The organism is Burkholderiaceae bacterium DAT-1 (assembly GCA_019084025.1).
Lineage (GTDB): Bacteria > Pseudomonadota > Gammaproteobacteria > Burkholderiales > Chitinimonadaceae > DAT-1.
The window spans coordinates 66,166-83,214 of sequence record JAHRBI010000002.1; the positions used below are offsets into that span (position 1 = coordinate 66,166).

Below are 17,049 nucleotides of genomic sequence, written 5' to 3' on the forward strand. Positions count from 1 at the left end.
ACTAATGTACCGCGAGGGCGCAGCTCGACGATTCGCCCGGCCGGTACCGGCATGTAGCATGGGCGGCAATGTCTTCCGGATAGAACAGTACCTGCTTGAATTCCCCCCGGCTGTACATATCAGCCTGATCCTTGAAGTGGGGGGAATCTGGATGGCCGCTCTCGCCACCCGCCAGAATACTCAGTGCACGCACTTTAGGGCCAAATTCAACTGCGGCAACAAAACTATTACCCCGCTCGCCATAGATGCGCTTGGTGCCTTGCTTGTGGGTGGTACCAAATGCCGCCAGCGAGCCCCAGATGCCGGACGCGTAAGGAATTGGCAGGCTGGGTTGCGTATCGTCAAAATGGCCAATGAGCTGGTTGTCCAGACGCTGGAAACGATTGATTTCACCCCACGGGGTTTGCCAGTTGCCGAAGTCCTGTTGCAGTTTGTTGCTGGCGCTCACAAGCGCGTTCAGTAAATCGGCTGCAGTTGCATGCTGTTCCACATAATCCAATCCCGGCATCAGGTTGGCCTTGGCCGCGGGGCTATGCTGATCAAGCAGGGCTTGCCCCCAGAATATCGCCAGTGATGTGGCGGTGGAATTCAGTGCATAGCGGCGATCCCATTTGCGCAGGGACGCGACCTGCTCATGCAATTGCTGGCGCTGCGGGGCCTCGACCGGCAAAGCGTTCCACGCTTGCAGCAGGGCAGGAATCAGGCGGTCGAAGCCGGTGAGATAGGAGTCGTAGGCAGCGCCAATTAGTTTCTCCAGTGTCCAGCCCGCTTTGCCTTCCAGTACCCTGAGTGCATGCAGGCCGCGTGCGTTTTCCGGGTACACCCACATATAGTCGGGATAATGTTCGCGCTTGGGGCTATGTGTACCTGCCGCACTGAAGGGCCAGTTATTGGTGTTCTGAATCCAGCCACTGGCCGGATTGAGGATCTGGATGATATCCGTGACCGGATGCAAACCTCGCCAGTCAGTGCGCGGATTGCTGCCATCTACCGGGCGGCGCCAGTCGAACGAAGGATCGCGGCGTGGCATGAAGTTGCCGTGGAAATAGGCAATATTGCCTTTATCATCAGCGTAAACCGTATTGTTCGACGAGTTGGTGCGTAAGTCGAGCACCTTGCGGAAGGCGGCATAATCCTTGGCTGTGGTGCGTAACCAGGATTGCATCAAGGCTTTGCGCGGCGAGTTCATCAGACTGACTGATACCCATTTGTCACCAGCTTTACGCACGACCGGGCCATGATGGGTAAACCATGCAGTGACGGTGTGCGACTTCAGCGCATCGCCATCGCGATAGGGCAGGGTGATTATCCGTGTGGTAACCGGACGCCACCGGTTGCCATGCCGGTAATAGGGGCGGCCATCGCGCATCTCGATGGTTTCGACGTACTCGCTGATGACATTGCCCCCACCCGAGGTATGCATCCAGCCGAGATGCTCATTAAATCCCTGATAAACAAAGAATTGCCCCCAGGTGACAGCGCCATATGCATTCAGGCCTTCTTCGCTGCGGGCGTGGACTTCCGGACGGAAATAGAAGGATGTGTGCGGATTGATCATCAGCAGCGCATGGCCGGACTGGGTGATCTTTGGCGAAATGGCAAATCCATTCGAGCCCTGGGGCTCGGGTTCCGCGAGCGGCACGGCATAGGCCACTTTGACGTCAGCCGGCAGATAGCAGTCCCTGAGCGCATTCGTATCGACGGATTCGATATCTCCGCCGATACTACCTTCGGTAAAGCTGAGTGCCATCCACGGTTCGAAATGCGTGATCAGACGCGGCTTGATGTCGGGGTGCGTGTGTAAAAAGTAATTCAGGCCATCTGCCCAGGCTTGCATCAACCGCTGCATCCAGGCCGGACTGCGCTCGTATGCCTGTTTTAAAGCAAGCGGGTCGATAAACAATTTCATGCGCAAATCCTGCGCCAGCGCGGTTTCACCTGCCACTTCAGCCAGCCTGCCCATCGCATTGATGTAATTCAGTTCAATGCGCTGAAAGTCGTCTTCTGCTTGGGCATAAATCAAGCCAAATACCGCATCTGCGTTACGTTTACCACTGACGTGGGGAATCCCCCATTGATCCCGCGTAATCGTCACGTTGGCGACATGCGCATCTTGCCGAGCGGCATCCGATGTAAAACACAAGGCATAAAGAGAGCTGGCAAGTAGCGCGGAAGCCGGCAGTAAGCGTCGCAGGGGCGGAAGAGGGGACATAAGCGGACTTTGAGCATGAGAATATATAAATTCTCTCCGCAAGCGCGTCAAGGCAACAAGTAGCGCATCGGATGGCGCGTCTTTCATACAACGTCGCTAGGGCAAATTGCCGCAATCTGAACTACATTAGGCTGAGGAGGCGTGTCACCAAGTCGCTCACAGGATGCTGTATATGGAGTTGTTTGCGCCAGATGAAGTCGTACGCTTACTGGAATCCAGGCTGGGTGAACTGGATGGGCGCGCACGTCTGGAAGCTTTGCTGGAACTTGCCTGGCACAAGCGTCAACGTGATAGTCACCGTACGCAGCTCCTACTGGAAGAAATCGAAATCCGGCTTCGCCCGGTTCATTTGCCAGTTGTCGATCGAATGCGAATCGAGGCACGGATTCGCCTCATTCGAGCGGAGTTTGAGAGCCTGGCCGGTCATCAAACAAGCGCGATGGAATTAGCTGAATCCGCGATTGCGACGTTCGAGCAAATCAGTGACGCAGCAGGTGCGGGCGATGGGCGCTGGTTGCTAGCGTCTATCTGGTCGGATTTGGGTAAGCGACAGCAAGTCAATCAAAGTCTGAATGGGGCGCTGCGCGATTATCGGCTGACGACCGACCAGAATCGTATTGATGCAGCCATGGCACGTATTCTGTCACGCATTGCCTTTGTGGATGCGGAGGGTGCGGCGCACGGCTTGGCAGAGAGTTTTCCTGCGCAGTCGCAGCATGCCGATGGGGTAAATGTCTGGATCAGTATTGCGCAGGCGAATGTCGCTGCGCTAACGGATGATCCTGGTGAGGCCATCAAGTTTGATCTGAACGCATACAACGCGGCCAATGTCACCGGACAAATTGCGCAGGCGCTAGTGTGTGCCGTCAATATTGCAGAAGGGTTTGCCACCCTGGGCGATCTGCATGGTGCACTGGATTGGGCTGAACGTGCATTAAGACAGGCAAGAGAGTCCGGCTGGCCCGGTAGCATCGGCCTGTGTCTGGTGCAGGCGGGCGATATTTTGCGCCTGCTGGGGCGTGAAGGGGATGCGCAGCATCTGCTCAATGAAGCGCTGGCGATGCTTGACCCCATGACAGGGTCACGTACTTACGAGTTGTTGCTGGAACATCTGGGGCAGCTGGCTTTGGATGGCAAGCGCTATTCCGAGGCGCTTGACTGGTTTGTGCAGCTGGAAAGTTCACTCAGTTCGCACGGCGAATCCGATCTGCTCATCAAGTCGTGGCGTGGGCAGGCAACCGCACTGGTTCATTTAGGCAGGCCTGCCGATGCACTCGCCAAGGTCGCAGGCGCGCTGGGACTCGCCAGAAGCAAAGGTAACTCGGACGAACAGGTGAAGGCATTGCGTGTCTTTGCCGAGTTGCATCAGGAATATCAACTGGCGGGGCCGGATAATCTGGAAGCGCCCACGCCTGCGCTGCATTACCTGGGTGAAGCCCTGACGATTGCCCGGAGCATTGGCGGCTATCGCGTACCGACAGAACTGTACAATCAGCTGGCAGATGCGTGGGCTGGGTGTGGCGACTATCAGCGTGCATACCAGAGTATGGTGGAGGCCGCTGGCGCACGGAATCAATCTCGGGTCGAGGAAGCGCAAAAGCGTGCGGTTGCCATGCAACTCCGCCATGAGGTGGATCAGGTTCGCGCAGATGCGGAGCACCACAAGCGTTTAGCCAGTGCCCTTCAGGAAACCAATGCGACGCTGGAGGCACTCGGCCGGATTGGACGCGAAATTACCGCCAATTTGCTCACTGACGACATCATGTGGGCACTATCCGACCACGCCAGAACCTTTCTGGACGCCACCAGCCTGCTGCTCTTTCTGGTGGATGAGCCGCGTGGATTGTTGCGTATGGCATTTGCCCTGGAGGGGAAGGATATCCCGCCAGATATCGATGTAAAGCTCGATGATCCTGTTTCGCTGGCTGCGAAATGCGTGCGGGAACGAAAAGAAATTGTCGTGGGCGCTACAAAGGGGCCGCTGGAGTTTCCCGTCCGCGCGGGCACACTGATGCCGCAGAGCATGATCTTCGAGCCGCTGGAGGTGGGACGACGACTGATCGGCGTGATCAGTATCCAATCGACACGTGAAAATGCCTATGGCGACCGCGAATGCTCCATTTTCCGGACATTGTGCGCGTATGCCGCGATTGCGCTCGATAATGCATTTGTCTATCGCGAAGTAGAAGTAGCACGTGAGGCCTTAGCCGCACAGGAGCAGGAATTGAAGGTGGTGGCGACCGCATTTGAGTCGCAAGAAGGCTTGATGATTGCAAGTGCGGATCTGGTGGTCTTGCGGGTAAATACGGCCTTCACTCGCATTACAGGGTATCCGGCGGATGCGGTGCTCGGACATTCCCCATCCATCTTGCAATCGGCGAGACATGGAGACGGAGATTTCGACGCGCTGATTGGGGCTGTGCGTTTGCATGGAAGCTGGCAAGGTGAAATTTGGGCGCAAAGGGTCGACCAGACGGATATTCCTTTATGGTTGTCTGTGACGGCTGTGCGCAATGAACTCAATGTGTTGACGCATATCGTGTTCGCCCTCGTAGACATTACCGAACGCAAACGCGCCGAAGATGAGATTCGCAATCTGGCCTTTTTTGATCCGCTGACCAATCTGCCGAATCGTCGCCTGCTGATGGATAGGCTGCGTCTGGCACTGGCGCGCAGTGCCCGAAGTGATCAGTGCGGTGCCTTGCTCTTTATTGATCTGGATAACTTCAAGCGCCTGAATGACACGCGCGGCCACGGTGTGGGGGACATGCTGCTGTCCAAGGTGGCGAAACGATTGGTTGGATGTGTGCGGGCAGGTGATACCGTTGCCCGGCTGGGCGGCGACGAGTTTGTTGTGTTGCTCGAAGGCTTACCCCATCAAGATGTCGACGCCGCAGAAAAGGTCGAAGTGGTTGCACAGAAAATCCATGAAACACTCAACACTCCCTATCTGCTCGACAATATCGAGCATCGCAGTACGCCCAGCATCGGCATCTGCCTGTTTACCGGCAAGGATGAAACGGTAGACGAACTGCTCAAGCAGGCGGATCTCGCCATGTATCAGGCCAAGGGATCTGGCCGCAATGCAATCCGCTTCTTTGATCCGGCCATGCAGGCTGCGGTGTCGGCACATGCTGCGCTGGAAGAGGATATGCGCGAGGGGCTGGCACTGCAGCAGTTTGTGCTGCATTACCAGATTCAGGTGGATTCGCAGGGCCGCGTGCAGGGTGCAGAAGCATTGGTGCGCTGGAAACATCCGCAGCGTGGCATGGTATCACCGGCGCAATTTATTCCCCTGGCAGAGGAGACGGCTCTGATTCTGCCGCTGGGGCTATGGGTGCTGGAAACCGCGTGCCAGCAATTGCAGCAGTGGGAGCAGCAACCGGATGCCGCTCACCTCACGCTCGCTGTGAACATCAGTGCGGTGCAATTCCACCACGAGCGCTTTATTCAGGATGTGCTGGGTGTACTGAAGCGCTATCCGACGGTGGCCTCGCGACTGAAACTGGAGCTCACCGAAAGCCTGCTGTTCAAGGATGTCGATGCCATCATCGACAAGATGAATACGCTGATTCCGCTGGGCGTGCGCTTCTCGCTAGATGACTTCGGGACAGGCTATTCATCGCTGTCCTACCTCAAACGACTACCGCTGGAGCAGCTGAAAATCGACCAGACGTTTGTGCGCGACATCATGGAAGATGCCAGCGATCTGGCGATTGTGAAGGCGATTGTGACGCTGGGGCAGATTCTGGGTTTGGCGGTGATCGCCGAAGGGGTGGAAACCCCGGCACAGAAGGCGCTGCTGCAGGAAAGCGGCTGCTTTGTGTTCCAGGGCTACCTGTTCGGCCGCCCCGGTCCGGTGGAGACACTGACACTGGGTGGCGTCAGCGTGTAGCCCGTCTGCACACATCATCCGCTTACTTGCGCAAGCAAGGCTCCCCCGCGGGGGCGGGAGGAGTGGATTGAATCAGTGTCACTTCTGCAGCATCGGCTTCAGCTTGCTCATCACTTCTTCGCTATCCGGCTCGGTCGGGGTCGAGAATGGATAGACAGTCTTGCCATCCGGCGCGATCAGGTATTTCTTAAAATTCCAGCGCGGCGCTTCGCCAGAGATTTGAGCCAGTTGCTTGAACAGCGGATTGGCATCATCGCCGCGCACGTGGCTGGCTTCCATCATCGGGAATTCGATGAAGTAGGTCAGCTTGCAGAACTCGGCGATTTCCTTGCTGCTATCCAGTTCCTGCTTGAAGTCATTGGACGGAAAACCGAGCACCACTAGTCCCTTGTCCTTGTAAGTCTTGTACATTTCTTCCAGCTTGGAGAACTGCTTGGTAAAGCCGCATTTGCTGGCCGTATTGACGACCAGAATCGCCTTGCCTTCCGCCTTGCACATGTCGAAAGGCTCGCCTTGCAGGGTCTTGAACTGATGGTTGAGTAGGGATGAACAGGCGGAATGCGCCAGCGGGCTCACCAGCAGCGCAGCAGCAATCAGGGTTGCACGAAGCATGGATGTCTCCTGAGTGGGAAAATGGGATGAGCGTGCAGTGTGGGTGGGGTGGGTGTCAACCCTGATGTGATTGGGGGCTTCACGATAAGCAGGGTAATAGCAATTGCACTTCCTGTGATAGCATTTTGCATGCAAGTTTTAGATCGTATCCTCATTTTCAATTAGGAAGTTTATGAAAATCTCAGAAGTAGATAAGGCATTTGAATCATTCGTTAATGAGAAAAAATTAGATGTTTTTTTGCCAAATGACCTCAAGGCCGCAGTTGAAGCGTGGTTAGATTTTTACGAGCAAAAGCGCGTTGATGCAGTTCACTCAGTAAATGGTGCATGGCCTGATGCATTATTGTTTGAGTGGGGTTATCAGGAAGCGCTGGAAGGGTATTATGAGGCATGTTTCTATTTGAATTTGACGCGCCAGTTCATTTCCGGGTGTGGAGATGATGACGAGATGACACAGTTAATTTGGCAGCTTGAATATAATGTTGATAGTGTTGCAGATGATCTCGGATATCAAACATCATGGTGTGAAAGTGTGGCCGGACTATCACAGTTCAGGCCGCAGGTATTAGCATCCAAAGTGCTTGAAGCGCTGGTTGATTTGACACCCCGAAAAGTGCGATTCAGTCTGACAGAAATATGAGTCGCAGCGTTGTTACGCTCCACCCAGCCGCCCTGCCAATTCCCGCAACTTCGGTGCAATCTCCCCCGCCCATTGCTCAGGCGTCAGCCGGTAGGCAGGGCCGCTGCAGTTAATGGCCATGGGTGACTCCTGTCCGCGCAGGGGAACAGCGACGGCGAAGATGTCGGGCTCGAATTCGCCAAATGAGCGACAGAAGCCGTCCTGGCTGATTTCTGCTGCGCCAGTATGCAATCTTTCCTGCCAATCCGGCCAGCTGCCGCCGTATTCAAGCGCCAGTGCATCGGTGGTCTGGCTGCGCTGGCTTGCGTCAAGGCTGGCGTAGATCGCCCGGCCAATCGCCGTGCTGACCAATGGCACGCTGGCACCCACATCCAGCTTGATACCCACTCGCGTCGTCGCGCGACAGGCCTCGACATATACCACCCGCGTCCCCATCAAGCAGCCCAGCGTCACTGACAGTCCGGTTTCCTGCGACAGCGCCCGCATCAGTGGCCGCGCACGCTCGCGCACATCCACTTGCGCCAGTGCGGCAAAACCCAGCGTCAGCACTTTCAATCCGGGTAGATATTTGCTGCTAACCGGATCCTGTTGCAGATATCCCAGCTTGGTCAGCGTGTAAGTCAGTCGCGATACCGTTGATTTTGGCAGGCCGGTGCGCTGCGCCAGCTCCTGATTCCCCAGTTGTCTATCCTGCATGCCAAAGGCTTGCAGAATGTCCAGCCCGCGTGCAAGCGCCGTGACAAACAGGCGATCGTTGCTCAGGTCATCTTCGGGCGCAGCGTGTGGCTGGGTGGACATGCGGGTTTGCCTTTTGGACACATTTACAGTCATACTATTCTGCATGATGAAACATTGTTCCGCAACGCGGAATTATAAACGAATCCATTACTTGGAATCCGGCACAGGAGAACACATATGGCACGCCCGAGCTTTCAATGGGATGACGCATTGCTCTTGAACGAGCAGCTGACCGATGAAGAACGCATGATCCGCGACGCAGCGCATGACTACTGTCAGGGCAAACTGATGACGCGCGTGCTGCAGGCCAACCGCCACGAGCACTTCGACCGCGAGATCATGAACGAGCTGGGCGAGCTGGGCTTTCTGGGTTCCACCATCGAAGGCTATGGCTGCGCAGGCGTGAGCCATGTGGCATATGGTCTGGTAGCGCGCGAAGTGGAGCGCGTGGATTCCGGCTATCGTTCGGCCATGAGTGTGCAAAGCTCGTTGGTGATGTACCCGATTTATGCCTACGGTAGCGAAGCGCAGAAGCAGAAGTATCTGCCGAAGCTGGCAACGGGCGAATGGGTGGGCTGTTTCGGGCTGACCGAACCGAACCATGGTTCTGATCCGGGTTCGATGATTACCCGTGCCAAGAAGGTCGACGGCGGCTACAGCCTGTCCGGCGCCAAAATGTGGATCACCAATTCGCCGATCGCTGATGTGTTTGTGGTCTGGGCCAAGGATGATGCCGGCGAGATTCGCGGCTTCGTGCTGGAAAAGGGCATGAAGGGGCTGTCTGCACCGAAGATCGAAGGCAAGTTCTCCCTGCGTGCATCCATCACCGGCGAAATTGTCATGGACAATGTGTTCGTGCCGGAAGAAAACGCTTTCCCTGACATTCGCGGCCTGAAGGGGCCGTTCGGCTGTCTGAACAAGGCACGCTACGGCATCGCCTGGGGCGCGATGGGTGCGGCGGAGTTCTGCTGGCATGCGGCGCGCCAGTACACGCTGGATCGTCAGCAGTTTGGTCGTCCGCTGGCTGCCAATCAGCTGATCCAGCTGAAACTGGCCAACTTCCAGACTGAAATCTCACTGGGCCTGCAAGCTGCATTGCGTGTTGGCCGCCTGATGGACGAAGGCCGCGCCGCGCCGGAAATGATTTCGCTGATCAAACGTAACAACTGTGGCAAGGCACTGGATATCGCCCGGATTAGCCGCGATATGCACGGCGGCAACGGTATCAGTGACGAATTCCATGTTATCCGCCATGTAATGAATCTAGAGGCCGTGAATACCTACGAAGGTACTCATGATGTGCATGCGCTGATTCTGGGCCGCGCACAAACCGGACTGGCCGCATTCTCCTGAGGATGTGAATTTCCGGTTGCGCGGGCAGGCGCTGACTAGAATGCAGGAGAGTCATTATTTCGGGAGGCGTGTATGCGCTTTCTGCTCCTGCTGGTCTGCTGTGTGTCTGCGCTGGCCGCCGACGCGCCGCGCATGCGCTTGTGTACGCTCGACAAGTCGTTCGAGCCGTACACGCGTGCGGACGGTAATGGGGTCCTGCAGCGGAAGATCAGGCGGGTCGCCGCGAAGCTGGGGCTGCAAGTTCACAATGTCTATGCGCCGCGTGCCCGGTGTGTCGAGCAATTGCGTTCGACGGCCGTTGATGCCCTGATCGGGGCATACACGGAGGATCGACTGACGTTTGCGGTTTATCCCTCGCGAGGCGGCCTTGCTGATCCTTCGCGTGCGCTGGTCCGCGTGATGTTCCGGCTGTATGTACGGCGAGACAGCACCTTAAGCTGGGAGGGTGAACAATTTAGTTTTCCGCCCAATCCAGTTGTGGGCGTACAGGCAGGGTTTACCCATATTGATCGCATGCGCGCTACAGGTGCGCGTGTCGATGATGGGGCGCGCACAACCGAACAGAATCTTGGCAAGTTGATGCTCGGCAGGCTGGATGCGGCGCTGGCGATGGAAACCGAGGCCGCACCGTTGCTGGAAGGCAAATACGCCGGGGTGCTGAAAGCCCTGCCGCAACCGTTTGAAGAAACGCATTTGTATCTGCTGGTGAGCCGGACGTTCTACCAGCAACACAAACAATTGGTTGAAGCACTCTGGCGCGAGCTGGCGCTGGTGCCTTCACCCTGAATCGCCGTCTGCTGCAGCCCTGATCTGCCGGACGGCAAAGATGGAGCATGCACATGACCGGAGCCTTGTCTCATCTCCGCGTACTGGATTTATCCCGTGTACTGGCCGGGCCGTGGGCGACGCAACAACTGGCCGACCTCGGCGCCGAAGTCATCAAGATCGAAAAGCCCGATGGCGGCGACGATACCCGTGGCTGGGGTCCGCCCTTTCTGACGGATGCAGACGGCAAGCCTACACGCGAATCTGCCTATTACCTCTGCGCCAATCGCGGCAAAAAATCCGTGTGTATCGACATGACGACGCCTGATGGTCAGGCCACCCTGCATGCGCTGGTGAAATCCTGCGATGTGGTGGTGGAAAACTTCAAGGTGGGCGGCCTGAAGAAATACCGGCTGGACTACGAGAGCCTGTCCGCCATCAAGCCGGATCTGGTGTACTGCTCGATTACCGGCTTTGGTCAGGCGGGGCCGCGCGCGGAGCAGGCGGGCTACGATTTCATGATTCAGGGCTTGGGCGGGCTGATGTCCATTACCGGCGAGCCGGCGGGTGAACCCATGAAAGTGGGCGTGGCGGTGACGGATCTGTTTACCGGCATGCATGCCACGGTTGGCATTCTCGCGGCACTGGCGCATCGCGATCGTACCGGCGAGGGTCAGCATATCGACGTGGCATTGTTCGATTGCCAGCTGGCCATGCTGGCCAATGTCGCCTCGAATTATCTGGTCGGTGGCAAGGTGCCGCCGCGTTATGGCAATGCACACGCCAATATCGTCCCCTATCAGGCCTTTGCAGCTGCGGATGGACATGTGATCGTGGCGGTGGGCAATGATACCCAGTTTGCCCGCTTTGCCGAGCTGTGCGGACACAGTGAATGGGCGTTGGATGAGCGCTTCGCCACCAATCGTGCCCGTGTGGTGAACCGCGAGACACTGGTGCCGCTGATCATTGAGGCGATGGCCAAGCAGCCGCGCCATTACTGGATTGATGGCATGGCCGCGCAGGGGATTCCGGGCGGGCCGATCAATTCGGTGGCCGAGGCGCTGGCTGATCCGCAAGTGGCGGCGCGCGAGATGGTGGTCGACGTGCCGCATCCACTGGGGCCGGTGAAAATGGTGGCCAACCCCATCCGCCTGTCGCGCACGCCGGTGGCCTATACGCAGGCCGCGCCAATGCTGGGCGAGCATGATGACGCCTATCTCGGCCGCTGACACGTATCGATACGAATCAAAAACGGGCCGGATAGACTGGCTCGGGCAGGGAAAACCTGACAAGCAGGATGACAAGGAGAACAACATGACTGCCGACAATCACGCCCATATGCCCGTGTGGCTGCAGGGCTCCGGCGTTCGCGAAGTGGAATGCCTGGTGCCGGATGTAAACGGCTATCCGCGCGGCAAGGTGCTGCCATTGAAATCATTTCTGGCGGGCTGGGAACTGCGGCTATGCCGTGCGGTGGCGATTCATACGGTGACAGGCGACTGGGCGGATTACCGCTTTTCCGGCGAAGGTGACCCGGATATGCGTCTTGTGCCCGATCTGAGCACGGTGAAGCATGTGCCGTGGGCACGCTCGACCCGCGCACTGGCGATTCACGATTGTATTGATCTGGATGGACAGGCCACGCCGATTGCCAGCCGCAATGTGCTGCGCTCGGTGCTGGAAAAATATGCAGATCGCGGCTGGACGCCAATCGTCGCGCCCGAACTGGAATTCTATGTGCTGGCGATCAATAGTGACCCTGACCAGCCGATGGCGCCGTATTACACCGGCAATGGCCGTCGTGAAGAAGGGCAGCAGGGCTTCGGTTTCGGCACGCTGAATGATCTGTCGGCCTTCTGGGATGAGGTGCATGCCGCGCTGGAGACGCTGGGCATCCGTGGCGATACTTTTGTGCACGAACTCGGACCGGGGCAGTTTGAAATCAATCTGCTGCACGGCGAAGCGCTGGATCTGGCGGATCAGACCTTCCTGTTTAAATACGCCCTGCGCGAAATTGGCTTCAAGCACAATCTGCAGGTCGTCTTTATGGCCAAACCGCTGGCGGGCAAGCCGGGCAGCTCCATGCACATCCACCAGAGCGTGATCGATGCCAGCGGGCAGAACATCTTCAGTCGCGAAGATGGCGAACCGTCATCCGTCTTCTATCAGTACATCGCCGGTCTGCAAACCTGCCTCCCTGATTTGATGCCGATTGTATGCCCGCACGTGAATTCCTATCGCCGTTTCGCCAAGCATATGGCGGCGCCGGTGAATCTGAGTTGGGGTTATGACAATCGCACGGTGGGGATCCGTATCCCGCGTTCCGGTCCGGGCGCACGCCGTATCGAAAACCGCATTCCCGGCTGTGATACCAACCCTTATCTGGTATTGGCCTCCTCGCTGGCGGCTGGCTTGTACGGCATCGAAAAGGGGCTCACGCCTTCTGCTGAAATCAGCGGTACCGTCTTTAATATCGAAGAAGAAACCGGTCCAGCATTGCCGCGCTCGCTCGAAGGCGCGCTGGATCGCATGGCCGCCAGTACCATTGCCCGTGAACTTTTTGATCCGGCTTTTGTCGATGCCTATGTAGCAGTCAAGGAAACCGAGCTGGCTTCGTTCCATCACGAAATTACCCCGTGGGAGCGACGTTATCTGGCTTCGATTGCTTGATTGGCACGCAGGATTTCTTTTGTACCTCTCCGAGCCCTGAGCAGGCTTTTTGATGCGCCCCGGATTCGGGGCGTTTTTTTTGCATGATGTGGCAGGATCAACCAAGATAAAGTGGTGTGCTTGGCAGCGATGACTGCTTTGGGTATTGTCGCGGTGGCCGCAGATTGGCTCATCAATTGGATTGAAGGAACGTCATTGAACAACAGAGACTTGCTGACCAGACTGCCGAATGGGTCGATCAGGCGTGCCGCCCTGTGGGCTGGCACACTCTGTCTGTCGTGGGGTGTGCATGCCGGTGTGGCGCAGGATGTACTCAGGCTCGCCGATGATGTTGCCACGCACCTCAATGACACCGCGTATACGCACAAGCCCGGCGCAGCCGATCCGGCCGGCCCCGATGTACAGCGTATGCCGAATGGCCGCTATAGCGTGCACACAGATTGCTCCGGCTGGGTGACCTGGCTGGTGCAGCAGAAGCGACCGGAAGCGCTGATTTCCCTGCGCAATGAAATGCTGAGGCTGGGTGCCAAGCGCAAGTGGCCGCAGGCCTATGTCTGGCAGCATCTGTTTACCCGACTGGGTGGCGGGCGTGATCTATTCTGGGTCGGGATTGCCGATCTGCGTGCCGCGCAACCGGGTGACATCCTCAGCTGGTGCAGCGATCAGTATTGCGATACTCGTCAGGAAGGCGGAGCGCATTCGGATAACACCGGGCATGTGGCGATTGTTGCTGCGCCACCTGTGGTGCTGGATGAGGCACGCGAACGGGCATTGCGTGAGAGTCTGGAATCTCACGATGCGGAATTGCCGCCCAATACATCGTCTGTCTACATGGTGAACGTGATTGATAGTTCTACGACACGGCACTACGACGACCAGACCCGATCCAAGTTTGTGGGGACATCCGGACTTGGCAAAGGTGCGATCTATATCGCGGTAGATGAAAACGGCAAGCCACTAGGGGTACAGTTTCCCGGTGGCGTATTCCGCTACGAAGGTGCGAAAGCCAAGGATGGCGAGCGCAGTGTGTCCTTCGGGATTGGTCGTCTGCTGGATCCATACTGATATCAGCGGGATGACGCCGGCCTGAACACCTTTCCCGCGCCTGCGCAAGCCTTGTGCAAAAAACACAGTGGCGCCCGCAACCGGCACCCGCAGTCTTCGAATACGACGATACAATGGCTGCACATTTGTCATTGCAACAGTCCAAGGCGTGTATGTCCCTGAACCGGTTTCGCTATATTGTTGTAGAAGGCCCGATTGGTGTCGGCAAAACTGCTCTGGCACGCAAACTCGCTGATTTTCTGGGCGCACGCACAGTGCTTGAACAACCCGAAAACGTGTCCTTTCTGCCTAAGTTTTATCAGGACATGTCACGTTATGCGCTGGCGACACAACTGGCCTTTCTGTTTCAGCGTGTAGAGGCGGTCACCGGACTGGCACAAATGGATCTGTTTCAGGGGCAGACCGTAGGCGACTTTCTGTTTGCAAAAGATGTCCTCTTTGCGGAAATGACCCTGACCGATGAAGAATTCCGCCTGTATTCGGATATCTATCGTCACGTCAGTGTGGCCGCGCCTGTGCCCGATCTGGTGATTTACCTGCAAGCGGATGTCGATACTTTGCTCAGTCGTGTACGACAACGTGCACGGGATTACGAGTACCGCATTTCTGATCACTACCTCAAAGACTTGAACGAACGCTACAGCCGTTTTTTCTACGACTACACCGACTCTCCTGTCCTGAGTGTGAATACCAGTCACCTTGATCTGGTTGATAACGAGGACGACTTCCGGTTATTGTTGCGCCGCATCGAAACCATGCGTGGTGGCCGGGAATACTTCAACAAGGGCGCCTAAGCGCGTTTTGCTGCATGAGCGACGAGCCTCACCTGCGCCAGAGATGGACGGAGGTGGCAGCTTTTGCGCTCAAAGGTTAGTATTCCACTTTGTACTTGCATCTGAGCAAGCGCTTGAATTAACTGGGTGAGCCATGAAAATTACAGCCGCGACACTGCACAAGCACAAGCAGGATGGTCAGAAGATCACCATGCTGACCTGTTATGACGCCAGCTTTGCCACTTTGATGGCAGATGCCGGTGTGGATGTGCTTCTCGTAGGTGATTCGTTGGGTAACGTCATTCAAGGCGAGCGTACGACGCTGCCGGTTAGCATCGATGACATGATTTATCACACTCGCTGCGTAGCGCGTGGCGCAGGGGATGCCCTCGTGCTGGCAGATATGTCATTTGGCAGCTACCAGGGTAGCCGGGAGCAAGCCTTTACCAACGCAGCTCGCTTAATGGCGGCTGGTGCCGAGATGGTGAAACTGGAAGGCGGCGCTTTCATGGCCGATACCGTTCGCTTCCTGGTCGAGCGTGGTATACCGGTGTGCGGCCATATCGGCTTTACCCCGCAATCCGTCCACACCCTGGGTGGTTTCAAAGTGCAAGGCAAAACCGATCCTGCAGCCGATGCGCTCAAGCAGGATGCGCTGGCCCTGCAAGCTGCAGGTGCATCCATGATTGTGATGGAAATGGTGCCTGCTGCATTGGCTCGCGAGCTGACCGCTACCTTGACCATTCCTGTTATCGGGATCGGTGCTGGTGTAGACTGCGACGGTCAGGTGCTGGTGGTCTACGACATGCTGGGCGTGTATCCGGGCAAGAAAGCCCGCTTTGTGCGCAACTTCATGCAGGGTGTCACCAGCATTCAGGGCGCACTGGAAGGTTATGTGCAGGCTGTGAAGGGCAAGACCTTCCCTGCGCCAGAGCATTCTTACTGAGTTTAAGGCCTTGTCGATGAACAGGGCTGAGTCATTGGAACGGTCATAACAGACATGCAGATTTTTTCTACCATCGCTGATTTGCGCGCCTGGCGTGAACATGCCGGCTTTGTCGCCTTTGTCCCTACCATGGGCAATCTCCATGAAGGCCATCTGGCTCTGGTTGCTCAGGCAAAGGCGCGTGGCGGCAAGGTTGTCGTGTCGATTTTCGTGAATCCGCTGCAATTTGGTCAGGGTGAGGATTTCCTGACCTATCCGCGCACCTTTGAAGAAGATTGCGCCAAGCTCGCTGCGGCTGGTGTGGATGCGGTGTTCCATCCGGATGTGACGCAGCTCTACCCGCGTACCGAGCAGCAATACAAGGTTGAGCCGCCTGCCATTCAGGATGAACTGTGCGGCAAGGTGCGTCCGGGGCATTTCCGTGGCGTGGCGACGGTGGTCACCAAACTCTTCAACATCGTGCAGGCCGACTGTGCCATGTTTGGCAAGAAGGACTATCAGCAGCTCAAGGTCATCGAAGGCATGGTAGCTGATCTGGACATGCCCATCGAAATCGTGCCGGTCGATACTGGCCGTGCAGCGGATGGATTGGCATTATCCTCCAGAAACGGGTACCTTACGCCCGCCGAACGTGCCGAGGCTCCGCGACTGTATCGCAACCTCAACGCGATCAAGTCTGCCATTGAAGGCGGCGATACCGATTTCGTGAAGCTGACCGAAACGGCACGCGCCGATCTGGAGAATCACGGCTGGCGCGTGGACTATGTTGAAATCCGCACCAGCGATCGTCTCGAACACGCACGTCCCGGCGACCTGAATCTGGTGATTCTGGCCGCGGCCCGTCTTGGCAAGCCGCGTTTGATCGATAATCTCGAGCTGACGCTCAAGCGCTGATCCAGTCGCCTGTACCCGGCACTGCAATCAGGTAGCAAAGGAAGTTTCATGCAACGCAATATGCTCAAATCCAAGCTGCATCGTGTCACCACTACGCATGCAGAACTGAACTACATCGGCTCCTGCGCCATCGACGAAAATCTGCTGGAAGCAGCAGATTTGCGCGAATACGAAGCCATCGACATCTGGAACGTGACCAATGGCGAGCGTTTCAGCACCTATGCCATACGTGCAGAGCGCGGATCGGGCATCATCTCGGTGAATGGTTCGGCTGCGCGCCGTGTGCAGGTCGGCGATATCCTGATTATCGCCAGCTTCGCCAATTATGAAGATGCCGAACTCAGCAATCATCAGCCCAAGCTGGTGTTTGTGAATGAAAAGAACGAAGCCGTCGAGCTGACCAGCCTGACCCCGGTTCAAGCAGCCTGATTCTTGTTTGCGTCGCAACAAAGCCATCCCGATTCGGGGTGGCTTTTTGTTTTGCTG

The 17,049-nt window shown here is 56.8% G+C and carries 14 protein-coding genes; 11 read left to right on the forward strand and 3 right to left on the reverse strand.

The window, feature by feature from the left end:
- Position 1: 1 nt before the first annotated feature.
- Positions 2-2,212: a penicillin acylase family protein gene (locus KSF73_03445; protein ID MBV1774766.1), complete on the reverse strand. Its 2,211-nt coding sequence runs from the start codon at positions 2,210-2,212 to the stop codon at positions 2-4.
- A gap of 172 nt (positions 2,213-2,384) precedes the next feature.
- Here KSF73_03445 and KSF73_03450 point away from each other — a divergent pair, with 172 nt between their 5' ends.
- The gene (locus KSF73_03450) at positions 2,385-6,107 is read left to right on the forward strand and encodes an EAL domain-containing protein (GenBank protein MBV1774767.1); all 3,723 of its coding nucleotides are present in this window, start codon (positions 2,385-2,387) and stop codon (positions 6,105-6,107) included.
- Between the two features lie 78 nt (positions 6,108-6,185).
- Here the strand turns inward: KSF73_03450 and KSF73_03455 are convergent, their stop codons facing one another.
- Positions 6,186-6,674, reverse strand: a complete 489-nt coding sequence (locus KSF73_03455) for a glutathione peroxidase (protein ID MBV1774768.1) — start codon at positions 6,672-6,674, stop codon at positions 6,186-6,188.
- Between the two features lie 217 nt (positions 6,675-6,891).
- On the opposite strand from KSF73_03455, the gene KSF73_03460 reads away from it, so the two are divergent.
- A complete protein-coding gene (locus KSF73_03460; GenBank protein ID MBV1774769.1) occupies positions 6,892-7,359 on the forward strand; it encodes a hypothetical protein in 468 nt (155 codons plus the stop codon).
- Between the two features lie 12 nt (positions 7,360-7,371).
- Here KSF73_03460 and KSF73_03465 read toward each other — a convergent pair whose 3' ends face one another.
- Positions 7,372-8,157: an IclR family transcriptional regulator gene (locus KSF73_03465; GenBank protein ID MBV1774770.1), complete on the reverse strand. Its 786-nt coding sequence runs from the start codon at positions 8,155-8,157 to the stop codon at positions 7,372-7,374.
- Between the two features lie 117 nt (positions 8,158-8,274).
- Here KSF73_03465 and KSF73_03470 point away from each other — a divergent pair, with 117 nt between their 5' ends.
- The 9 genes from KSF73_03470 (at position 8,275) to KSF73_03510 (ending at position 16,992) form a co-directional block, all read left to right on the forward strand.
- Positions 8,275-9,450 (forward strand): acyl-CoA dehydrogenase, encoded by a 1,176-nt coding sequence (locus KSF73_03470; GenBank protein MBV1774771.1) that lies wholly within the window; start codon positions 8,275-8,277, stop codon positions 9,448-9,450.
- 72 nt (positions 9,451-9,522) lie between these two features.
- Entirely contained in the window at positions 9,523-10,236 is a 714-nt protein-coding gene (locus KSF73_03475; GenBank protein ID MBV1774772.1) for a transporter substrate-binding domain-containing protein, read from the forward strand.
- 53 nt (positions 10,237-10,289) lie between these two features.
- Positions 10,290-11,444 (forward strand): CoA transferase, encoded by a 1,155-nt coding sequence (locus KSF73_03480; GenBank protein ID MBV1774773.1) that lies wholly within the window; start codon positions 10,290-10,292, stop codon positions 11,442-11,444.
- Positions 11,445-11,529: 85 nt separating this feature from the next.
- Positions 11,530-12,885, forward strand: a complete 1,356-nt coding sequence (locus KSF73_03485) for a glutamine synthetase family protein (GenBank protein MBV1774774.1) — start codon at positions 11,530-11,532, stop codon at positions 12,883-12,885.
- A 195-nt stretch (positions 12,886-13,080) separates the two neighbouring features.
- Positions 13,081-13,950 carry a hypothetical protein gene (locus tag KSF73_03490; protein ID MBV1774775.1) on the forward strand — a complete coding sequence of 290 codons (870 nt, stop codon included), beginning with the start codon at positions 13,081-13,083 and terminating at the stop codon, positions 13,948-13,950.
- Positions 13,951-14,102: 152 nt separating this feature from the next.
- Positions 14,103-14,744, forward strand: a complete 642-nt coding sequence (locus KSF73_03495) for a deoxynucleoside kinase (GenBank protein MBV1774776.1) — start codon at positions 14,103-14,105, stop codon at positions 14,742-14,744.
- A 133-nt stretch (positions 14,745-14,877) separates the two neighbouring features.
- A complete protein-coding gene (gene panB / locus KSF73_03500; protein MBV1774777.1) occupies positions 14,878-15,669 on the forward strand; it encodes a 3-methyl-2-oxobutanoate hydroxymethyltransferase in 792 nt (263 codons plus the stop codon).
- A gap of 54 nt (positions 15,670-15,723) precedes the next feature.
- Positions 15,724-16,563: a pantoate--beta-alanine ligase gene (panC, locus tag KSF73_03505; GenBank protein MBV1774778.1), complete on the forward strand. Its 840-nt coding sequence runs from the start codon at positions 15,724-15,726 to the stop codon at positions 16,561-16,563.
- A 48-nt stretch (positions 16,564-16,611) separates the two neighbouring features.
- A complete protein-coding gene (locus KSF73_03510) occupies positions 16,612-16,992 on the forward strand; it encodes an aspartate 1-decarboxylase (GenBank protein ID MBV1774779.1) in 381 nt (126 codons plus the stop codon).
- The last annotated feature ends 57 nt before the right edge of the window (positions 16,993-17,049 follow it).